The 19,200-nt window shown below is 62.9% G+C and carries 23 protein-coding genes, 1 tRNA gene and 1 riboswitch; of the genes, 10 read left to right on the top strand and 14 right to left on the bottom strand.

Annotation, left to right across the window (positions count from 1 at the left end):
- Window positions 1–199: 199 nt before the first annotated feature.
- Together ACMDCM_RS16700 and ACMDCM_RS16695 are read right to left on the bottom strand one after the other, a co-directional pair.
- The gene (locus ACMDCM_RS16700) at window positions 200–388 is read right to left on the bottom strand and encodes a hypothetical protein (protein ID WP_412774595.1); all 189 of its coding nucleotides are present in this window, start codon (window positions 386–388) and stop codon (window positions 200–202) included.
- A 251-nt stretch (window positions 389–639) separates the two neighbouring features.
- A complete protein-coding gene (locus ACMDCM_RS16695) occupies window positions 640–2,400 on the bottom strand; it encodes a chloride channel protein (protein ID WP_412774594.1) in 1,761 nt (586 codons plus the stop codon).
- A 376-nt stretch (window positions 2,401–2,776) separates the two neighbouring features.
- Between ACMDCM_RS16695 and ACMDCM_RS16690 the strand changes: the two genes are divergently transcribed.
- Entirely contained in the window at window positions 2,777–3,334 is a 558-nt protein-coding gene (locus tag ACMDCM_RS16690) for an HNH endonuclease (protein ID WP_412774593.1), read from the top strand.
- A 149-nt stretch (window positions 3,335–3,483) separates the two neighbouring features.
- Here the strand turns inward: ACMDCM_RS16690 and ACMDCM_RS16685 are convergent, their stop codons facing one another.
- A complete protein-coding gene (locus ACMDCM_RS16685; RefSeq protein ID WP_412774592.1) occupies window positions 3,484–4,470 on the bottom strand; it encodes a hypothetical protein in 987 nt (328 codons plus the stop codon).
- Between the two features lie 67 nt (window positions 4,471–4,537).
- Window positions 4,538–4,600, bottom strand: a riboswitch (Fluoride riboswitch).
- A 381-nt stretch (window positions 4,601–4,981) separates the two neighbouring features.
- Between ACMDCM_RS16685 and ACMDCM_RS16680 the strand changes: the two genes are divergently transcribed.
- The gene (locus ACMDCM_RS16680; RefSeq protein ID WP_412774591.1) at window positions 4,982–5,800 is read left to right on the top strand and encodes a formate/nitrite transporter family protein; all 819 of its coding nucleotides are present in this window, start codon (window positions 4,982–4,984) and stop codon (window positions 5,798–5,800) included.
- A gap of 108 nt (window positions 5,801–5,908) precedes the next feature.
- On the opposite strand, the gene ACMDCM_RS16675 is transcribed toward ACMDCM_RS16680, so the two are convergent.
- Complete coding sequence (locus ACMDCM_RS16675) at window positions 5,909–6,166, bottom strand: hypothetical protein (RefSeq protein ID WP_412774590.1); 258 nt, start codon at window positions 6,164–6,166, stop codon at window positions 5,909–5,911.
- Between the two features lie 181 nt (window positions 6,167–6,347).
- Between ACMDCM_RS16675 and ACMDCM_RS16670 the strand changes: the two genes are divergently transcribed.
- The gene (locus ACMDCM_RS16670) at window positions 6,348–7,319 is read left to right on the top strand and encodes a S1C family serine protease (RefSeq protein WP_412774589.1); all 972 of its coding nucleotides are present in this window, start codon (window positions 6,348–6,350) and stop codon (window positions 7,317–7,319) included.
- Window positions 7,320–7,404: 85 nt separating this feature from the next.
- Here the strand turns inward: ACMDCM_RS16670 and ACMDCM_RS16665 are convergent, their stop codons facing one another.
- A complete protein-coding gene (locus ACMDCM_RS16665) occupies window positions 7,405–7,857 on the bottom strand; it encodes an RrF2 family transcriptional regulator (RefSeq protein ID WP_412774588.1) in 453 nt (150 codons plus the stop codon).
- Window positions 7,858–7,960: 103 nt separating this feature from the next.
- Here ACMDCM_RS16665 and ACMDCM_RS16660 point away from each other — a divergent pair, with 103 nt between their 5' ends.
- Together ACMDCM_RS16660 and ACMDCM_RS16655 are read left to right on the top strand one after the other, a co-directional pair.
- Complete coding sequence (locus ACMDCM_RS16660; protein ID WP_412774587.1) at window positions 7,961–8,155, top strand: hypothetical protein; 195 nt, start codon at window positions 7,961–7,963, stop codon at window positions 8,153–8,155.
- The gene (locus ACMDCM_RS16655) at window positions 8,152–8,574 is read left to right on the top strand and encodes a group III truncated hemoglobin (protein ID WP_412774586.1); all 423 of its coding nucleotides are present in this window, start codon (window positions 8,152–8,154) and stop codon (window positions 8,572–8,574) included. Before ACMDCM_RS16660 ends, ACMDCM_RS16655 begins: the two co-directional genes overlap by 4 nt.
- Window positions 8,575–8,581: 7 nt before the next feature.
- Here ACMDCM_RS16655 and ACMDCM_RS16650 read toward each other — a convergent pair whose 3' ends face one another.
- Together ACMDCM_RS16650 and ACMDCM_RS16645 are read right to left on the bottom strand one after the other, a co-directional pair.
- A complete protein-coding gene (locus tag ACMDCM_RS16650) occupies window positions 8,582–9,217 on the bottom strand; it encodes a DsbA family protein (RefSeq protein ID WP_412774585.1) in 636 nt (211 codons plus the stop codon).
- Between the two features lie 38 nt (window positions 9,218–9,255).
- Window positions 9,256–9,729, bottom strand: coding sequence for a hypothetical protein (locus tag ACMDCM_RS16645; protein ID WP_412774584.1), 474 nt, complete (start codon window positions 9,727–9,729; stop codon window positions 9,256–9,258).
- A gap of 197 nt (window positions 9,730–9,926) precedes the next feature.
- Here ACMDCM_RS16645 and ACMDCM_RS16640 point away from each other — a divergent pair, with 197 nt between their 5' ends.
- On the top strand, window positions 9,927–10,178 hold the full coding sequence (locus tag ACMDCM_RS16640; RefSeq protein ID WP_412774788.1) for a PsiF family protein: 252 nt from the start codon (window positions 9,927–9,929) through the stop codon (window positions 10,176–10,178).
- Between the two features lie 76 nt (window positions 10,179–10,254).
- On the opposite strand, the gene ACMDCM_RS16635 is transcribed toward ACMDCM_RS16640, so the two are convergent.
- Entirely contained in the window at window positions 10,255–10,797 is a 543-nt protein-coding gene (locus ACMDCM_RS16635; protein WP_412774583.1) for a disulfide bond formation protein B, read from the bottom strand.
- Window positions 10,798–11,113: 316 nt separating this feature from the next.
- Here ACMDCM_RS16635 and ACMDCM_RS16630 point away from each other — a divergent pair.
- Window positions 11,114–11,198: transfer RNA gene (locus ACMDCM_RS16630), tRNA-Leu, on the top strand.
- Between the two features lie 49 nt (window positions 11,199–11,247).
- Here the strand turns inward: ACMDCM_RS16630 and ACMDCM_RS16625 are convergent.
- The 6 genes from ACMDCM_RS16625 to ACMDCM_RS16600 all read right to left on the bottom strand — a co-directional run bounded on the left by ACMDCM_RS16625 (window position 11,248) and on the right by ACMDCM_RS16600 (window position 14,285).
- Entirely contained in the window at window positions 11,248–11,886 is a 639-nt protein-coding gene (locus tag ACMDCM_RS16625) for a hypothetical protein (protein ID WP_412774582.1), read from the bottom strand.
- Window positions 11,887–12,023: 137 nt separating this feature from the next.
- Window positions 12,024–12,266: a hypothetical protein gene (locus ACMDCM_RS16620; protein ID WP_412774787.1), complete on the bottom strand. Its 243-nt coding sequence runs from the start codon at window positions 12,264–12,266 to the stop codon at window positions 12,024–12,026.
- A 152-nt stretch (window positions 12,267–12,418) separates the two neighbouring features.
- Window positions 12,419–12,604, bottom strand: coding sequence for a hypothetical protein (locus ACMDCM_RS16615; protein ID WP_412774581.1), 186 nt, complete (start codon window positions 12,602–12,604; stop codon window positions 12,419–12,421).
- Window positions 12,605–12,707: 103 nt separating this feature from the next.
- Window positions 12,708–13,289, bottom strand: coding sequence for a YqaA family protein (locus tag ACMDCM_RS16610; RefSeq protein ID WP_412774580.1), 582 nt, complete (start codon window positions 13,287–13,289; stop codon window positions 12,708–12,710).
- 176 nt (window positions 13,290–13,465) lie between these two features.
- A complete protein-coding gene (gene hisE / locus ACMDCM_RS16605; RefSeq protein WP_412774579.1) occupies window positions 13,466–13,864 on the bottom strand; it encodes a phosphoribosyl-ATP diphosphatase in 399 nt (132 codons plus the stop codon).
- Window positions 13,865–13,973: 109 nt separating this feature from the next.
- Entirely contained in the window at window positions 13,974–14,285 is a 312-nt protein-coding gene (locus tag ACMDCM_RS16600; RefSeq protein WP_412774578.1) for a hypothetical protein, read from the bottom strand.
- 306 nt (window positions 14,286–14,591) lie between these two features.
- On the opposite strand from ACMDCM_RS16600, the gene ACMDCM_RS16595 reads away from it, so the two are divergent.
- From ACMDCM_RS16595 to ACMDCM_RS16585, 3 genes are all read left to right on the top strand, one after another.
- Window positions 14,592–15,653 (top strand): ABC transporter substrate-binding protein, encoded by a 1,062-nt coding sequence (locus tag ACMDCM_RS16595; protein WP_412774577.1) that lies wholly within the window; start codon window positions 14,592–14,594, stop codon window positions 15,651–15,653.
- A 127-nt stretch (window positions 15,654–15,780) separates the two neighbouring features.
- Entirely contained in the window at window positions 15,781–17,607 is a 1,827-nt protein-coding gene (locus ACMDCM_RS16590) for a glucan ABC transporter ATP-binding protein/ permease (protein WP_412774576.1), read from the top strand.
- Between the two features lie 130 nt (window positions 17,608–17,737).
- Entirely contained in the window at window positions 17,738–19,192 is a 1,455-nt protein-coding gene (locus ACMDCM_RS16585) for a D-alanyl-D-alanine carboxypeptidase family protein (RefSeq protein ID WP_412774575.1), read from the top strand.
- Window positions 19,193–19,200 lie beyond the last annotated feature (8 nt).

Raw genomic sequence — 19,200 nt, 5'->3', positions numbered from 1 at the left:
GCGCGCCTTTGACGACGGCGCCGGCAGCGTGCATGCGATCAGGTACGATCGCCCGCTTCCGGGCCCCCAGGCCACGCTATAGCGTTTTCAAGCGACGCATGTCCTCAAGCTTGACCCGATGGCTACCGGTCCGCGTGAAGAAAACGCGTCAAAATAAAAACCGAGAGCCCGGCTTGATCCCATCAAAGCCGGAATGGCGCTAGCGGCCGATCGTGTACGTCGCGAACACGTCCTTGAAGGTCCACGGCGCCGGCGGCGCGACGGGGCCGACAGTGGTCGGGAGAGGGATGCAGCCGCCGTCATCATAGATGCCGCCGGAAACCAGCTCCAGCTCCGAGTCGTCCAGCGCGCGCAGGTCATTGCCTTCGAAATCGGAAATCCGGGTCATGTCAGTTCCTTCCTTGTCTGGGTGGCCCACGGACCGGAATTGATCCGCATGCGCCATGAGGGGAAGTTTCCCGGAAGCCGCTGCCCGCATCCGTGATCCATGTCACAAAGACGAGGACGCGTTTGTGCGGGGTCACATTTCGAAAATGGACGTGAATGCGACGCCTTTGCCAGCAAGGCCGGTGCGCGGCGCCACCGCGCCATGTCGCGCGGCACCTGCATACAACGCTCGGTCAACCAACAGCATCGGTCTCAGACGTCGCCCACAATTTCGCGGCGGCGATGCTCCGATTCTTCCGCATAACGACGCATGGCGTGGGCCTCGGTGAGAATCCCGACCGGGCGCTTTCCGCCATCGGCCTCAACCACCGCCAGCGTCTCGGCTTCGGCCGCATCGAACGCGGCGATCGCCTGCTGGATATTCATCGCAGGATGCAGGACCACGTCCTTGTAATGCAGGATGCCCGCGAGATGGGTGATCTCGCGGGCATCCGGCGTATGCGCCTCGGCGACCAGCGCCAGCCCGGCATAGCGACCCTGCTCGTCCACCGCGATCACCTGGGTTTTCGAGCCGAGCGGAAATTTCTCGCGGAATTCCTCCATCGGCATGGTCGAAACGACGGTCACAGTCTCGGGCCGCATCATGCTCTTGACAGTGAGATCACGGATCCATCCGACGTCTGCGGCGCTGCGTATCGTTTCGCCGCGCAGATGCATGCGCCAGGTCGCGAACGAATAGCCGAACAGTTCCCGAGTGATCTGCGTCGAGATGATGACCGCGATCAACACCGCCGAGGTCAGCCAGAGATTGCCGGTGGATTCCAAGGCGATGAACGACATCGTCAGCGGTCCGCCGATCACCGACGCCGAAAGCGCGCTCATTCCGATCACCGCATAGATGTCCGGATTAAGATCGAGACCCGGCCACACCACGTCGAACCCGGCGGCGAACAGTCGGCCGCCGAGCGCACCGAGAAACAGCGTCGCAAAAAACAGTCCGCCGCGAAAGCCGCTGCCGAGCGAGACAATCGACGCCAGCGATTTCAAGATGAACACGGTCGCGGTCATCTCCAGCGGCATCGTCACGATGCCGGAATAGAACAGCGCGCCGTGTCCCGACGACATCACCTGGGGCGTCACCAGCGCCAGCGATCCGACGCAGAGCCCTCCGGCCGCCAGCCGCGCGGGCGGCCCGATCCCGATCCTGGTCAGCGCCGCCTCGCACAGGGCGACGCCGCGCATGATGCCGATGCCGGTCAGCGCCGCGAGAATGCCGATCAGCGCGGCGATGGCGAGATCGTGGCTGAAGATCACGCCGAAAGGCCCGACACTCACGCCGAGCGAGAGCGGCAGGAAGTTGTGGGCGACGAGATAGCCGATGACGGCGGCGACGCCGACTGGTGTCAGACTGGCAGGCGTATAGCCGCCGATCACCAACTCGAACGCATAAAACGCGCCGGCAAGCGGCGCGCCGAACGCACCCGCGATCGCAGCGGCCGCGCCGCAGCCAACCATGATGCGCTGATCGGCGCGGCGCAGGTGGAAGGCGCGTCCGATCGAGGCGCCGAGGCCGCTTGCAAGCTGGGTATAGCCGGCCTCGAGGCCGACCGATGCGCCGACACCGCTCGACCAGACCGTCTGCAATGCGACGATGATGCTGCCGCGGAACGACATCCGTCCGCCATGCAGCGCGTTGGCCTCGATCGGGTCGACCTCGCGCGCAGGCCGCCAGCGCAGCAGCAACAGAAAGGCGCCGCCCAGCAGCAATCCCCCGATACCCGGCACCAGCACGGCGCGCAGCGGATCAATCCTCTCCTGGCTGGACAGATGCTCCCCGGCCGGAATGGCGAACAGCACCTCGTGCACCTTGAGGACGGCGGCGCCCATCGCGGCAACCACCAGCCCGCCAATGGTTCCCGTCACCGCCGCCAGCAGGATGAGGCTCGCTTCATGCGCCCGCACGAAGGCCCGGAGCCGCTGAGGAGCTTCGATGAAAGGGAAATCTGCAACCATCCGTCGAGTCCGGGCGATGTCAGGCGGCGACATTCCGCTTGAGGCGGTTTAGAGCATGATCCCGTGAAGTGGGAACTGGTTTTCGGATAAGATCACGCTCAATCCAGCCGTGTCGGGCCCGGTTGTGACTACGAAGGTTCAGCCCAGCCTGCAAGGTAGCCCGCCGATGCGCAATTTGTACCTTCACAATTCCATCACGCTACCTGTAGTATGCCGTCGTCAGCCGCCCTCACGTCGGCGCGGCGGAACAAGAGGCTCACCGTACGCTGCAAAAGGTGCCGATTTTGCGATCAGGGTTGCGCGCAAGTCATAATTGGATGCATTTTCTGCGGCAAACCGGCGCTACGCTTGCCGTAAAATGCTCTGGAGGCGCTTCTTGAACGCGCATGTCTCGCAAGGCGGCTGGCCGGTGCTGGTCTTGAACGCAGACTTCCGGCCGCTGAGTTACTATCCGCTGTCTCTTTGGTCGTGGCAGGATGCGATCAAGGCGGTCTTCCTTGAACGCGTCAACATCGTCGAACACTATGACCGCGCCGTGCGCAGCCCCTCGTTCGAAATTCAGCTCCCGAGCGTGGTGTCGCTGAAGTCCTTCGTCAAGCCGTCGACCCACCCTGCCTTCACCCGCTTCAACGTGTTCCTGCGCGACAGATTCATGTGCCAGTATTGCATGGCGGCCGAGGAGCTTACCTTCGACCACATCATCCCGCGCAGCAAAGGCGGCCAGACCACATGGGAAAATGTCGTCGCGGCCTGCTCGCCGTGCAATCTGCGCAAGGGAAACCTGACGCCGCAACAGGCCGGGATGTTCCCGCGACAGGCGCCGTTTGCGCCGACGGTGCATCAACTGCACCGCAACGGCAGGCTGTTCCCGCCGAACTATCTGCACGATAGCTGGCTCGACTATCTCTATTGGGATACCGAACTCGATCCGTAGGGCCTGCGCTGCGTTCCCTCCCGAAAACCGGTTCCACCTTGCGGGGACGATGCCCTGAGCCTTTCCGCCTCTGATGGAATCAGAAGCGGGGCTTTTGATTCGACGCGTTTTCTTCACGCGAACCGGTAGCCACTTCGCTCGAAAACGCTCTATTCGCTTTTCCCCACCGTTCGGGAGTTGGCGCAGGAATGACGCACGCGGGCCTGCTGTCTTGCCGCCTGCGACCCGCGCTGATCGCGCTCAACGGATTTCGTCAACTCGTCAATCTGTTCGCGGTGAATCCAGCCGGCGGCTGGCCGCAAGGCCTGCAATCGGGCAGCGACGCGGGCGCGATCTGCGGCGTTCCCGAGCTTAATTCCGATCTCGCAGGCGAGCAGCGCGATCTGATGATCGGGATCCTCAATAAGAGGACGCAGCCGAGGCCAATCGCGACAACGCAGACCGATTTCGGAAAGAATTCCGAGCGCGCTCCTACGCTTACGCAAATGGGAATCGCTTTCCCATTCTCGGCCTTCACCGGGCTCCGACGCGGCCGTCATCAGGGCAGGCCGAGCTTTGGACCCGAAGCCTCGCAGGATCGCTTCTGCAGTCAAACGAAGGTGGTCTTCTTGAAGCGCATCAACGAAGACAGGCAGCGAATCCATGCAGAGGAACGACCCGAGCCCTGCCAGAATTCCCTGAAGTGGACGGTGGCGGGCAAGGTCCGCGAGCAACTCGTAGACCCAAGGCTCACGAAGACGCGCGATCGCGCGCGCTGCGGCGCCGACGACCGCGTCGTCGCCAAGCCGCTCAACCGGGTCGGCAACGTCGCGGCGCTTTCGAAGGAAATCGCCGAGAACGGAGAACGCCTTGAGTGCCGCCAGCGCTTCGACCGCACGACACCGAGCCTGGAAGAGTCCACTCGGCTCGCGCCGTGTCAAAATCTGAGCGAGCGCTGGCATAGCGTCGGCTCCAAGCGCCAATACCTCGGACACGCCGCCATCGCTATCGTGGAACGAGGTCAAGTGATTCAGTGCGCGCTCCATACGCGCATCAAGAGTCTGGTCCGGATAACTGATGGATAAGGGGTGCGCCGATCTCTCGGCGATCCTCACAGCAACAGCGACGCTGCGCGAACGAGAACCGCGTTTCTGCATGACAAAGACCTCCGCCCGCAGATCGCGCCGAGGAGCTTCTCAGCACACTCCTCCTGACGCGGTCAGCGCATCCGCAGGAGTCATTAGCCATTAGCGGCGGTCATCAGGGGACTCCATCCCCGGCATGTATTACATAGGATTACCCGTGCTCCCGGCAAGAAACCGGATGACGCCATAGACAAGCCGGGAACCATCAAACTTGAACGTAACAGGTCGAACGCCGCAATTAAGCAACGCGAGAAATGACACGCTGAACAGAAGGAATGAAGGTCAAAAAACTGAAGGCGATAGTTCTGTTGCCGACGGCGCGGGGAACGAGTTTCTCGGAACCGTCATGCGGCGAGTGACTCAAAAATCGTTGTCCTCAGGTGCTCACGGCGCGCAAATCTTCGCGGTCAAACCGGAGCGTCCGTTGCGTGATAACCATAGATCTGCTATAAGCTTATAAAATTATAATAATAATCGACATCGCCGAAACGGCGCTGATCGCTAAATCATGTAGGGGAACGCAATGGCCGATGAAGCGAATGCCGGCATTGTCCTCGAAACGGTACCGCCGGCAGAGATGGTGGCCGCGCTGGCCGCAGATGCCGCCAAGAAAGCCAAGTTCGGCACCATTCACCTGCTCATTCGCGGCTTTTTGTGCACGCCCTTTCTGGCCTACGGAGCCTGTGTGACCTTCGCGATGGTCGCCGCCGGCATCCCGCTCGGTGCGGCCGGTCTTATCTTCCCGGCCGGTTACGTCACGCTGAGCTTCCTCGGCCTGGAGATGGCGACCGGCAGTTTCGCGACGATGCCGATCGGCATGTACGCCGGAACGGTCACCCCGTCCCAACTGGTTCGCAACTGGACCTGGACGCTGATCGGCAACCTGATCGGAGGCTTGTTCTTCGCCTGGCTGCTGTGGTTCTCATTGACCAAGGGCGGGGCCATCGAACCGGACAGCATGCTCAAGGTCATCGCCAAGACCGCCGAGGCCAAGGTGAGCTATATCCACTACGGCGTTCTTGGCTGGTGCGCCGCCATCGGCAAGGGCATCCTTTGTAACTGGCTGGTGAGCCTCGGGTCCGTCATGTCCAAGGCCACGCGCAGCACCGTGGGCCGGGTAGTCCTGATGTGGATCCCGATCGGGATGTTCTTCGCGCTGGGGTTCGAGCACACCGTGGTCAACATGTGGCTGTTCCCGACCGCTATCCTCTCCGGCGCCCATGTAAGCATCTACGAGTGGTGGGTGTGGAACCAGATCCCGGTCACCATCGGCAACATCTTCGGCGCGATGGTGCTCAACGGTACGCTGTGGTACTACACTCATACCTTGCAGAAAGAATAGCGGTCCACGTTCATCGCTGAGGTGTCGCTAAAAAAGCGAACCAGCTACTAGAGCGTTTTCAAGCGAAGCGGATACCGGTTCGCGCAAAGAAAACGCGTCAAATCAAAATCATGGAGCCCCGCTTCTGATTCCATCAGAAGCGGAAAGGCTCTGGACTTCGGTTCCGGCCATCGCCCTGACCCGGGTTTCGGTCAGGGCAACCACAGCGATGCTGGCCCAAGTTTGAACAGCTTCCTTTGAAATCGACAACGCGGTGATTGTCCCGGCATCTGTGGCCACAACACGCACGCAGGTCGGCTGAAAGTGGAAACGCCGGCGCACCTGTTGGATCTTACCTACGTCGCCATCGCAGGCAGCTTTTTCCACGCGGCCGCTCCGCGTCGTCGGCTATGAAGTCGGCCGGTTCATCGAAGCGCTCTGGCGGCGTGCGGCACCGATCGATTTTCATGCCGCTTTCGCCGCGAACGTTTGCGGCATAAAATCGTTGACGCAACAACGGCACACGCCACCAGCCTCGCATCCGCTTATCGAACGGAGAGCCCGCATCATGGCATCATTGACCGAATGGAGGGTGCCCGCCGCGGCACAACCACGCCAGGAGGACCATGAATTCGATCTGGACCGCGCGCTGTCTGCGGTGGTCGGACTACATTCGATCATTCCGGCCGACGCCTTCACCGCGGATACCCTCGGCGAGGAGCGCGCGGGCAACGGCGTCGTGATCGAAGACGGGCTCGTTCTGACCATCGGATACCTGATCACCGAGGCGCAGACCGTGTGGCTGCATCTCGCGGACGGGCGCGTGGTGCAGGCGGACACGCTCGGCATCGATCGGGAGAGCGGTTTCGGTTTGTTGCAGGCGCTCGGCCGATTGGACCTCGAGCCGCTGGCGCTGGGTTCGTCGGCCGCGGCCGGGCTGAACGACCGCGTCGTGGTGGGAGGGGTCGGCGGCCGGACCCGCTCGCTCGCCGGCCGCATCGCCGCCAAGCAGGAATTCGCCGGCTACTGGGAATATCTGATCGACGAAGCCATCTTCACGCACCCGGCTCACCCCAACTGGGGAGGCGCCGGCGTGATCTCGGCTGCAGGCGAACTGATCGGGATTGGCTCGCTACAGCTCGAGCGCGAGCACGGCGGCCGGAGCGAGCACCTCAACATGAACGTGCCGATCGATCTCCTGAAACCTGCGCTCGACGACCTGCTGAAATTCGGACGGGTCAACAAACCGGCCCGCCCCTGGCTGGGCATCTACACCACCGAGATCGAAGACAGGATCGTCGCTGTCGGAATTGCGCCGAAGGGACCGGCGGCCCGCGCCGAACTCCGCTCCGGCGACGCGATCCTGGCAGTGAACGGTGAGAAGGTGTCAGACCCGGCGCAGTTCTACCGGAAATTATGGGCGCTCGGCCCAGCGGGCGTCGACGTGCCGCTGACGCTCTATCGCGAGGGCGATATTTTCGATGTGGTGGTGACATCGACCGATCGCGACCGGATGTTGAAGAAACCGAGGTTCCATTAGAGGGTTTTCAAGCGAAGTGGCTGCCGGTTCGCTCGAAAACGCTCTAAGCGGAATCCCGCACCGGGGACGGCAAGCCGTTCCCGCTTTATTGCGGCGACGTCCCCGGCGGAATGCCGAGCAGGCTCGCAAGACGCGCGCGGGGCGCCACGAGATCGGCCAGCGTATATGCTTCGAGCACCTCCATGAACGCCTCCTGCGCCCGCTCCAGCGCGCGCTTGAGCACGCAGCTCGGATTGATCATGCAGGGTGCGTTGACCGGCTTGAAGCACGTCACGATCGCCATATCCGGCTCGGTGATCCGAATGACCTCCGCAAGGCCGATCGCCTCGACCGGCTTGGCGAGACGCAACCCGCCGCCCCGGCCACGCACCGTCTCGATGTATCCGGCCACACCCAGTTGATGGACCACCTTCATCAGGTGGGCCTCGGAAATATCGTAGCTTCGGGCGATCTCGGCGATGGTCGACAGCCCGTCGGACCTGAGCGCGAGGTACATCAGTACCCGCAGCGCATAGTCCGAATAGGTGGTGAGTCGCATGCATGTCTCCCGTGGGGGCGGTCACGCAAAAGCTATATTTCAAATATTGCTTTTATACAACCGCGGATGTATAGCGGCGCTATCCTTCTGAAAGGAGAGCCCCATGAGTTCAACGAGTGAGAACCACACGATCAGCGATGCCGTCGCGAGACCTTTTTTGTTGCCGGGAACGGTTGTCTGCAACGCCCTCGGACTCCACGGCGACAACCCCGGCGACTATTCCGACCTGGTCCGCATGCTGGTCAATTCGTTGGTCTGGACAATAGCCGGCGTCATCATTATGGCTTACTTCGCATGACGCTCGCGCCCGAAAGAATGGATCATGTCTCCGAGGACGGCATCGTCCGGCTGGTGGACGCCTTTTACACGAAGGTGCGCGCCGATTCAGAGCTGGGGCCGATTTTCGAGAACAAGATCAGGAACAACTGGCCCCATCATCTCGAAAAGATGTACGCGTTCTGGTCGTCGGTGATGCTGACCACCGGCCGCTACAAGGGCAATCCGATGATGAAGCACATGGTGATCCCTGGCCTGAGGCCGGAGCTCTTCACCCAGTGGCTCGCCCTGTTCGACGAGACCTGTCGCGAGCTGTGTGAAGAACCGATTCGCGCAGCCTTCATGGAAAAGGCTGAACGCATCGCGGAGAGCCTGAAAATCGCGGTGTTCTATCGGCCCGACCGGCCGTGGCCGCCGCAGGCCTCAGCCAACCTGACCTGACGCCGCATCACTTCTTATCACGGGCCGCCTTGCGCGCGTCCGCGATAGCCTGGTCGAGCTGCGCCATGGTCAGCACGCCGGGCACGCGGAATTTTCCGATGATGAATGCCGGCGTCCCGTTGAATCCGAACGCGGTCGCCTGTTCATTATTGCGCGTCAGAATGGCATCGATCGGACCGGCGTTGGCGGCCATGTCCTTGAGTGCGCGTTCGACATCGATCCCTGCACCGCTCAGCAGTTCGCGAATGCGCGGCTCGGTCAGTCGTGAACTGGTGCTCATCAGCGCTTCATGCGCGGCGACGAACTTGCCCTGGTATTTGGACGCCAGCGCCAGACGCGACGCAGAGACCGAGACGGGTCCGAGAATCGGCCAGTCCTTGAAGATCATCCGGACCTTGCCGTCATCATAGACGACCTGAGCAAGCTCGGGCGCGAGCCTGCGGCAATACGGGCAATTGTAATCGAAGAACTCGACGATGGTGATGTCGCCATGCGCGTTACCCGCCGGCGGAATCTCCGGATCGCGCAGCACCTTGGCCTCGGCAAGAACATCGTCAGAGTCGGCGGCAAACGCGGGGGCAAGTCTCAGACCCGCCATCGCCGCCCCGAGCCCGCAAGCGCCAAGCACCCGGCGCCTGCTCATCGGGATGCGGGTCCCGCCTCGCGATTTGAGCATTTATCTCAGACGCCTTTCAGCCTCTTGGTACATTGGCTGTAGTAGCCGCCGCCCTTCATGATCCACTTCAACCCGCCATTGGCGTTGGTGGTCTTGTTGATCCTGTATTGATCGAGGCAGGTGTGCTCGCGCGCCTTGCCCGCGGATTCGTTGGCATATTTCGGCGAGACCGCCGACGGGAAGACGGCATTGCCGACCGGCGCGGCCGGCGCTGCCGCGGTCCTCGGCGCGGGCGCGGGCCTGGCCGCAGGTGCCGCAGCAGTCGGAGCCGCAGCAGGCGTCGTGGCGGCGGTGGCTCCCGCCCTGCATTCCGCCTTGCGGAAGTCATTCCACTTCTGGCCTTTGAGCGTGCCCGCGGATTTCGCGGCCTGGTATTTCGCGCTGCATTCCTGTGCAGTCAGCGCGCTGGCGGGCAGCGCCGAAAGCAGAAGCAGGCCGGACGCCGTCACAGCGCCAAGCAACTTCAAATGACCTGTCATGTCTGTCCTCCCGGACATCAAGGATGGGACGGATATCCTAGAACGTGATCCCGAAAAGTGGAAACCGATTTTCGGGCAAGAGATCATGCTCGATCAAAAAAATGTGGCTGCATGTCACGATCATCCCCGGTGCCATTCATTCGCCGTTCAGCCGGGCTCCGCGACCTTGCTGCTCTTTCAACCCTGAGGGACTGCCCATGACCCTATCTGCCCGCGTCATCGCAATCGTTGCTGCATCGCTGTTGCTCGGCGGAACGGCGTTTGCTCAAACGACGGCGCCCACGACCGCGCCTGCTTCAAAAATGGCGCCCGCCGCCAAAAAGGCCAAAAAACCCCAAACCGCAGCTTCGCTCGAATGCTCGAAAGAAGCCGACGCCAAGGGTCTGCACGGCAAGGCGCGCAAGAAATTCCGCTCCGAGTGCAAAGCCAAGGCGGCCAAGCCGAACTGATTCGACGCGCCCGATAGTGTCGGTGGTTAACCAGCCTCCGACATTGTCGGGCTCGCCCTCCGGCAAGAGCGGGCCATTACCTGACTTTGCCTGCCAGGGCTGCGATGCCCCATCCGGCCAGAGCCGCCATCAACAGCGAGATCAGCGCGTTGTAGCCGGCAAACGACAGGCCGAGAAAGCGCCACTGAACCTCGTCGCACCGCACGACCTTCACCTTGTCGAGGTTGTCGAGCAGGCCCGCCTTGCCGAGATCGAGCACCGGTCCGGTGCAGTCGGTCGGTCCCGGCCAGTATCCCCATTCCACGCCGGCGTGATAGGCGCCCAGCCCGGCATTGCCGAGCGCGGCCAGCGCAAGAACAGCGAGACCCGGCATGATGAGGCAACGCGGCGCGCCCTTGGCGGCGATAAACGCCACGAACAGGCCGAGGGGAATGGCAAGATAGTAGGCGTAGCGCTGCTCGAGACAGAGCGGGCATGGCAGGATGTCCAGCACGAGCTGGAAGAACCATGCGCCCGCGAGAGTCGCCGCGGCGATGAGAGCCACGGCCAGCGCCGTGGTCAACGCAGTTTTTTTGCCGCGAGCCGCAGAGGAGGATTTGACGACGGCATCGGAATTCACGGCGGGCTCCGGCTGGCTGCTTCGATTGCGCTGGATCACGATGGTTTTGGATCCAATCGATCCAAAATCATGAACGTGATCGATTCTAATCGTTCGAGCGGGGATGCGGGTGGAAAACCGCTCCACACTTTACTTTCCTTATCCCGCTCAAACGTCGTAACCTCGCGCCTCGTCGCTGTCGAGCCGGCGGTCATCACACTGCGTTGTCTCGGCTGTCGCGGTCCCGGCGGCGCAGCGCCGCGCCGGGTTGACCGGGAGGGAACGCCCGCTATAGTCCGCCCGCTTCGCGGCTCGCCTTTTCGGCCGGCTCGCGAATGCCCCTGTGGCGGAACTGGTAGACGCGCTCGACTCAAAATCGAGTTCCGCAAGGAGTGCTGGTTCGATTCCGGCCAGGGGCACCAAACGCGATCGTATCCGAGCATTATGGCGTCCGGGTTTTTTTACGACTGCTCAAATCAGCGACGCGATAGCCTCTAGCCCGATGATGCGCGCGAGCGCGCGCGCTTCGCGCTTCTGGTCCTCGCGCAGCCGCGACAGCAGCGGCCGGGCGGCGACCTTGATCTGCTCGATCTCACCTGGACTGAGAGCGGCCTGCCGCCCCGGCGCTGCACGCCGCTCGTGGATCTTCCGGGCGAGATCGCGTAAAGCGCTCTCCACAGCCGGCCAGTAGGGCTCCTGCGCAGAGGTGAGTTGCAGCCGCCCCTTCAGCGCTGCGATCTGCATGTCGCTGAGCAGCGAGTAATTCTTCTGAACGAGCTGGTTTGCGAGCTTCGGCCGCGGACGAGGCAGCCGCGGGTCCTTGATCGGCGCCGTCGGCGGCCCAAGCTCGGCATCGAGGGGAAGGTCGATTGCAAGGGCCTCCCGCGACGGTGCAGGCGCCCCCACCTCCTCACCAATGTCGCCGGCAGCGACCTGCGTCACGACCGGGAGCTTATCGGCTTTGGCATCGCGATTGGCGACCGGCGGCGCTTCCGCCGCTGGCCGTGGCTGCTCTGCGACAAACCGCACGAACAGAACGTCGCCGTGGCCGAAGACCCCCGCCAACGCCACTCCGGCGACGACGCAGCACGCGAGCGCCAAAACCGTCATGGTCCGCGTCAAAGAAAATCTCCGGGTCAGCCACGAACAGCCGCCGATTGTCCTCACAAATCGATAGGAATCAAGGCTTGCCCGTGCAAGGCAGGCTGTTTCTCACGGTGATCCCTGGAGCCTAGATCGGCCGCGCGTCAAACCGCCAGAATATAGGCGTTCTGGATGTCGGCGACGAGTTCGGATGCCTCCCATATGGCGTCCGGCGGGACCGCGCTCATGCTGACGGTCCAGTTGGCGCCGCTACGGGTCCTCGGCGTTCTGACAATGTCGAACCGCACGTCGCGACACAGTGGGTGCCTGCCGAACGCGGCGGCCACGCGCGCCTGCAGTTCATTGATGGTCGCCGGTGTCTTTTCCGACGCGAGATCGCGATTCATCACCCGTTGCCCGTACCGGCCGGAAATCGACGGCGCCGGCAGCAAATTCATACCGGCTCGGGAATTGAAGGTGCCTCAGTTATGGTTAATGGATCGTTAACCGGGAACCCGTCATTGTCCGAACCGGCGCGGGCGCGCCAGGCATCGGCCGATCACTTGAGCCGCTTGAGCTCCGCCAGCACCTCGTCGATGGTCGCGAACTCCGTTTCGACGGCCTGGCGAACCAGCGTGTAGCGTTTGGGACCATCGGGGTCATCTGCATGGCGAACAACCAGCCCGAGTCGGAACGCCAGCGCCTTAGCTTGCCTGAATTTCTCCAGCTCGTCATTGCTCCTCATCGTATCGTCCTCCGTGCCCCGCCGAGCTGAAAGGTGATCTTATCCGTTGGAATCGCGATTTCGCGTCCATCTATTCCAACTCCCGCTTAGCCATCAATGCCCCCTAGATCAGGCGGAACGCGATCACGAATCCAAGGACGATGACGGCGGCGCCGGTCGCGACCCACAGGCCGAGCCGTTTCTCGATCTCCCGCCGGATGGCGTCGCCGTAGCGATTAAGCACGATCGCGACGATAAAGAAGCGGCCGCCACGGGCAACGATCGAGCACAGAACAAATAGCCAGAGATTGTATCCGGCGAACCCCGAGGTGATGGTGACGAGCTTGTAGGGGATCGGCGTCAGCCCCTTGCCGATGATGATCCAGGCTCCCCATTGCGCATACGACTCGCGAAATGCCTCGACCTTGTCGCCAAGCCCGTAGAGCTGAATGAGCCACTGACCCAGCGAGTCGTAGAGCAGCGCCCCGATCGCATAGCCGAGCACGCCGCCGGCAACCGAGGCAACGGTGCAGAGCGTCGCAAACAGCCAGGCGCGCCGCGGCCGCGCCAGCGACATCGGCAGCAGCATGATGTCGGGCGGCACGGGAAAGAACGAGCTTTCCGCGAAAGCCACGGCTGCCAGAATCCACAGCGCGTAAGGCTTGTCGGCGGCGGCGATGCACCAGTCATAGGTCCGTCTCAGCATGGCGCGATGAACCATTGCGTGGCCGATTTGTCCATGGCTGAGGCGGGGATTCATAGCGTTTTCGAGCGAAGCATGTCCTCGGGCTTGACCCGAGGATGGAATCCGGCTCGCGTGAGGAAAACGCGTCAGATCAAGAACTGGAGTTTTTCACCGTTTCCATGAAACGGTGACAGACTCTAGCGTCGCTTGCGCAGCCGATGAGCGTCGAGCGCGACGATCGGAAGCCGGGCCATTCCTTCGGACTGCTTGACCGATTTCGCCGCGGCCTTTGGCAATTTCTCGGCTATTCCGAACCTGCGCTCGCGATGATTCATCTCGGCCCAGACGTCTTCGGGGCGGACCCCGACCGCGGCCCAAAGCACGGCGAGATTGTAAAACAGATCGGCGCTTTCGCGGACGACCGCGCCGGCCTTGCCGTTCACGGCATCGATCGCGACTTCGAAGGCCTCCTCGGCGACCTTCTTGGCCATCTTGGCGGGACCGCGCTGAAACAGCCGCGCGGTTCGCGAGGCGGCGGGATCGAGATCCCGCGCCGCGATCACCGCCTGATAAAGCCGCTCCAGCGAATCACTCATGACGGCCACGGTAGCGCAAACACATGGCCGCCATATTAACGCCGGCATTCAAAACGACGCCGGCCGCGACCGCAGCCGGCGTCCGTCGCACTTAAATTCCCGGAAATCCTCAGTAAGGAACGTAGTATCGGGGGCCGCCGGAGTAATAGCCTCGCGGCGGGCCATAATATCGGGGCCCGTAATATCCGGGACCGTAGTCGTAATAGGCGTCACGACGGGCCTGGCTGGCCGCGATCGCGCCGACGGTGCCCATGATCCCGGCGAACGCGGCGGCCGCCGCCGCATCACCTCCTCGATAATGACGGCGGTGATGCCGGTGCCGACGCGCCGCGCTGAAATCCGTGACGCCGCCGGACAATCCCGTCGCCGAGATTTTCTTGGAGGCGGGCGCCGCCGAGCCGGCGAAAGACGGGCCAGCCATAGTCAGAGCCATCACCGCAACCGTCGCCAAAACGACACTCCGGCCGGTCGAAAATTTAACATTCCTGCGCGACATCTGAAATATCCTCCGATGACGTTCCGGGCCCTTGCCCCGGGGCCCTTGAGGCCGATCCAACGACAACCATCGGCTCGAAATCGAGTTCCCGATCCGGTGCCCGGGCCCCCGCGGCAAATCGTGACAGTCATCCATCGCGCTTTCAGATTGTCTCTGTTAGAGTGCAACAGGCTCTGAAATTCGCGTACTCTCCCACAACCCTCCGCAACCGGCCAATCGCTGCAATATCCCATGCAAGCACATTCGATGCGTCCTCTCTGGTTTGTTCTGCTTGTGCTTCTGGGCACGGTCGGTATCGCGCGTTTCGGCATCGCGGACAGCCGGGCCGGAGCCGGCGCGCCCATCCAGGTCGAGTTTTCGCTCGATGGCCCGATCAATGCCGCCATGGCCCCGGTGGTGCTGGCATCGACCAGGGGTCTGTTCCGTGCCGAAGGCCTGAATGTCAACACGACCGTCGCCTCCGACACGACGGATGCCATTGCGCGCGTCGCGGTCGGCACGAGTCAACTGGCGCTGGCCGACATCAACGCCCTGATCCGTTTTCGTGACGAGGCGGGCGTGCCACCGGTCAAAGCGGTATTCGTGCTGTTCGACAAGGCGGCCTATGCGTTCATTGCGCGCAAGAGTCGGGGCATCAACACACTTGCCGACATGCCAGGCAAGCTGGTCGGCGTCACCGACGGCGACCTGTCCATCAGGCTTTGGCCTGCGCTCGCGCGGTTAAACCGGTTGTCGCTCAAAACCGTGAAACTGCAGCAGGTCGGTCCCGCCGTTCGCGAACCGATGCTGTCGGCAGGCCAACTCGATGCCATATCCGGTCTGTCCTATCTGTCGGCGATCGACCTGCGCAATCGCGGCATCCCGGCCGACGATATCACCGTGCTGCGATTCGCCGACTACGGCTGCGCCGCTTACGGCAAGGTCCTGATCGTCAACCCGGAATTCGCTTCCCGCAAGCCGGAGGCGGTGAAGGCGTTTGTGCGCGCGGTGATCGCCGGACTGCGGCTGACCATCAAGGCGCCCGAGCAGGCTGTCGACGATGTGGTGGCTCAGATGGATAACGGATCGCGCGAGGTTGAGCTTGAGCGTCTCCATGCGGTATTGAGCGACAATATTCTGACCGGCGCGGTCAAACACAGCGGTATCGGGGGTATCGATCCGGCCCGGTTCGAGAAGTCGCTCGACCAGATTGCGGAAGACTTCAAATTCCGTCATCGCCCGACAGCCGCAGATATTTTCGACGACAGTTTTCTGCCGCCGGCCGGCGATCGCAACATCACGCAGGCCGAATAACACGGCACAAGCCGCTGTATCCCCCGGCTGGTCCCTGATTGGAATACCGTCGCGTCTTCCAGCCCGGCGCTTCTCTCCTTCGCTGCCGGAATACCGCCGCTGCGCGATCCGCAAGAGCGTTTTCCCGATGACGATGGCCCACCTTTATACACGCGTTCTTGAATTGCTCGGCAAGGAAGCGCGGCTTGGCTGGATTCTTGCCGCCGCCAATCTCCTTCTGGCCGGCGCGCAATTCGCCGAGCCGGTGCTGTTCGGCCGCATCATCGACGTCCTCTCCGGCAATCCCGCCGCAGGCCCTTTCGGGACGACGTCGACTTCGCCATGGCCTCTGCTCGCGGTTTGGGCGGCCTTCGGCCTGTTCACCATCCTGTGCGGCGTGATCGTAGCCTTGCAGGCCGACCGTCTTTCGCATCGTCAGCGCCAGGCGGTGCTGACGGGCTATTTCGAGCACATCATGCAGCTACCGCTCACCTACCATGCCGGCACTCATTCGGGCCGGCTGATGAAGGTGATGCTGCAAGGCACCGACGCGCTGTGGCGGCTATGGCTCGGATTCTTCCGCGAGCATTTCGCGGCGCTCATGTCGCTCGTGGTGCTGCTGCCGCTGTCGCTCTATATCAACTGGCGGCTGGCGATCCTTTTGTTCGCGCTCTGCATCGTGTTCACGATGCTGACGACGCTGGTGGTGCGCAAGACCTTCGACATGCAGAGCGAGGTGGAGACTCATTTCAGCGACCTCTCCGCGCGCGCCTCCGACGCGCTCGGCAACGTCGCGCTGGTGCAAAGCTTCGTGCGCGTCGATGCCGAGGTCCAGGGCCTGAGGTTCGTCGTCGATAAGTTGCTGGCGGCGCAGATGCCGGTGCTGTCGTGGTGGGCCGTCGTCACCGTGATGACGCGCGCCTCGACCACGATCACCATTCTGGCGATCTTCGCCGTCGGCATCGCGTTGAACCAGCGCGGAATGACATCGGTCGGCGAGATCGTGATGTTCGTGAGCTTCGCCACCATGCTGATCCAGAAGCTCGAGCAGGTCGTCTCCTTCATCAACGGCGTCTTCATGGAAGCGCCGCGACTCAAGGAGTTCTTCAACGTGCTGGACGCCGTTCCCGCAGTGCGCGACCGTCCCGACGCCGTCGATCCCGGCCGATTGCAGGGTCTCGTCGAATTCAACGACGTATCGTTTTCCTATGACGGCAAGCGGCCCGCGGTTGACGACCTCTCCTTCGTCGCATTGCCCGGCCAGACCGTTGCGCTGGTCGGTCCGACAGGCGCAGGCAAGTCCACCGCCATCGCCCTGTTGCACAGGGCGTTCGACCCGCAATCCGGCATCATCAAGATAGACGGCATGGATATCCGCGGGCTCACGCTGACGGCGTTGCGGCGAAACATCGGCGTGGTGTTTCAGGAGCCGTTGCTGTTCGACCGCTCGATCGCCGAGAACCTGCGCGTCGGCAAACCCGAGGCATCCGAAGAAGAGATGCGACTCGCGGCCGAACGCGCCCAGGCGCTGGATTTCATCGAGCGCAGCGAGAAGAAATTCGACACTCACGCCGGCGAGCGCGGACGCATGCTGTCCGGCGGCGAACGGCAGCGGCTGTCGATCGCCCGCGCGCTATTGAAGGATCCGCCGATCCTGATCCTCGACGAGGCGACCTCGGCACTTGACGCCGTGACCGAGGCCAGGGTCAATGCCGCGCTGGACGAGGTGATGAAGGGCCGCACGACCTTCGTCATCGCGCACCGGCTGTCCACGATCCGCAATGCCACCCGCATTCTGGTTTTCGAGAACGGGCGCGTGATCGAAAATGGAACCTTTGACGAACTGCTGGCTGCCGGCGGCCATTTCGCCCGGCTTGCGAAAGCGCAATTCGTCTCCGGGGACATTCCCGCAGGCCAAGCGTCGTCGCAAACTCCTTCGAGCGTCGAAATTCGGCCCCTTTCGTCGGGGAATTAGCACCTTCCCCCTGTTCCAGCCTGTCGAGCGGGTATAGGTTGGGACCGCCGCGAACGACGGCGCCGGACACGCTTGAAACCCGAAAGCAGGCCTCCTTGCCAAAGGCGGGTCTCAAAGGACCGGAACCACCGTGCATTTATTCATCGTCCCGCTTCGCCAAGCCATCGTCCTGTTCCGCAAATCGTTGCCGGCCTGGATGGTCCTTGCGGCCGGCCTGATGGTTGCGGCCGCGCCGTTGCGCACGGCTCACGCCACCGAAGCGCATCTCCTGATTGAAGCCGATTCCGGAAAAGTGCTGGAGGCGGAGAACGCCACCTACCCCTGGTACCCGGCATCGCTCACCAAATTGATGACCGCCTACGTCACGCTCACGGCGGTCAAGCAAGGACGCATCACGCTCGACACGTTGTTCACGGTATCGCCAACGGCAGCCGCGCAGTCGCCTTCGAAGATGGGGTTCCGGCCGGGCACCCAGGTGACCGTCGACAACGCGCTGAAGATGATGATGGTGAAGTCGGCCAACGACATGGCCTACGTGCTGGCCGAAGGCGTCGGCGGCGGATCGGTCGACAATTTCCTGGCCGAAATGAACGCAACCGCACAGCGGCTCGGCATGACTCAGACGAGCTATGTCAACCCGAACGGGTTGCCGGCCGACGGCCAGATCACCTCGGCGCGCGATCTCGCCATTCTCGCGCGCGCGATCATTCACGATCTGCCGGAATATGAATACTTCGTGCATATTCCCTCGATCCGCTACGGCCACCGGGTGACGTACAATTTCAACAAGCTGATCGGGCGCTTTCCCGGCGCCGACGGCTTCAAGACCGGCTTCATCTGCGCGTCCGGCTACAATCTCGTCGGCTCGGCCACGCAGAACGGCAAACGCCTGATCGCGGTGGTGCTCGGCGCTTCGTCCGGCACGATGCGCGCGGTGCGCGCCGCGCAGATGCTGGAGCGCGGCTTCGCCAACAACACATTGTCGTGGCTGCGTCCGGCGCTCGGCACGGTCGACAAGCTGGCGCCGATCGCGGCCGCGCCTCCCAATCTGCGCGACGAGATGTGCGGGCCGAAACGCAAGCATCCCGCCAGCGACGAGGATGACGATGTTGCCGCCAACACAACGGCGACCGGCGCCGCTGTGATGTCGTTTCTTTCGACCGGCCTGCAGCCGCCGGCTCTGCGGCCGGCCGACCTGATCGCGGCGGCACCGGCTCCCTCCGAGCCCGTCATCGTCTATACCGGACCGACGCGAACCGGCGCCGCCATCGCCGCAGCCGCGGAAGCCGACGCCGCGCGCGACGCTCCTCCGAAAGCCAGGAAGCGCGGCAAGATCGCTCACGCGAAACGCGGCGGCAACGCCGCGCCCAAAACCGAAGTCAAATCCGAAGCGGGCGCCGAACCGAAATCGAAGCACCGGGCGTCGGTGACGATCAACCCCGGCAAGACCGCGAAACCGTCCGCGGCCAAAAGCGACCGCACCAAGGGTGCGAACGCCAGGGCCACCCGCGCCAAGCAGGCCGCCGCCGCTCGGGCCATCAAGCCGAAGCAGGCGGGAAACGCCAAAAGCGAAGCCAGACAGTAGCCCGCGGC

The sequence above is a fragment of the Nitrobacter sp. genome (assembly GCF_047149785.1).
Lineage (GTDB): Bacteria > Pseudomonadota > Alphaproteobacteria > Rhizobiales > Xanthobacteraceae > Nitrobacter.
The sequence above is the reverse complement of the archived record's forward strand: the minus strand, read 5'-3'. Positions and strand labels throughout refer to the sequence as shown.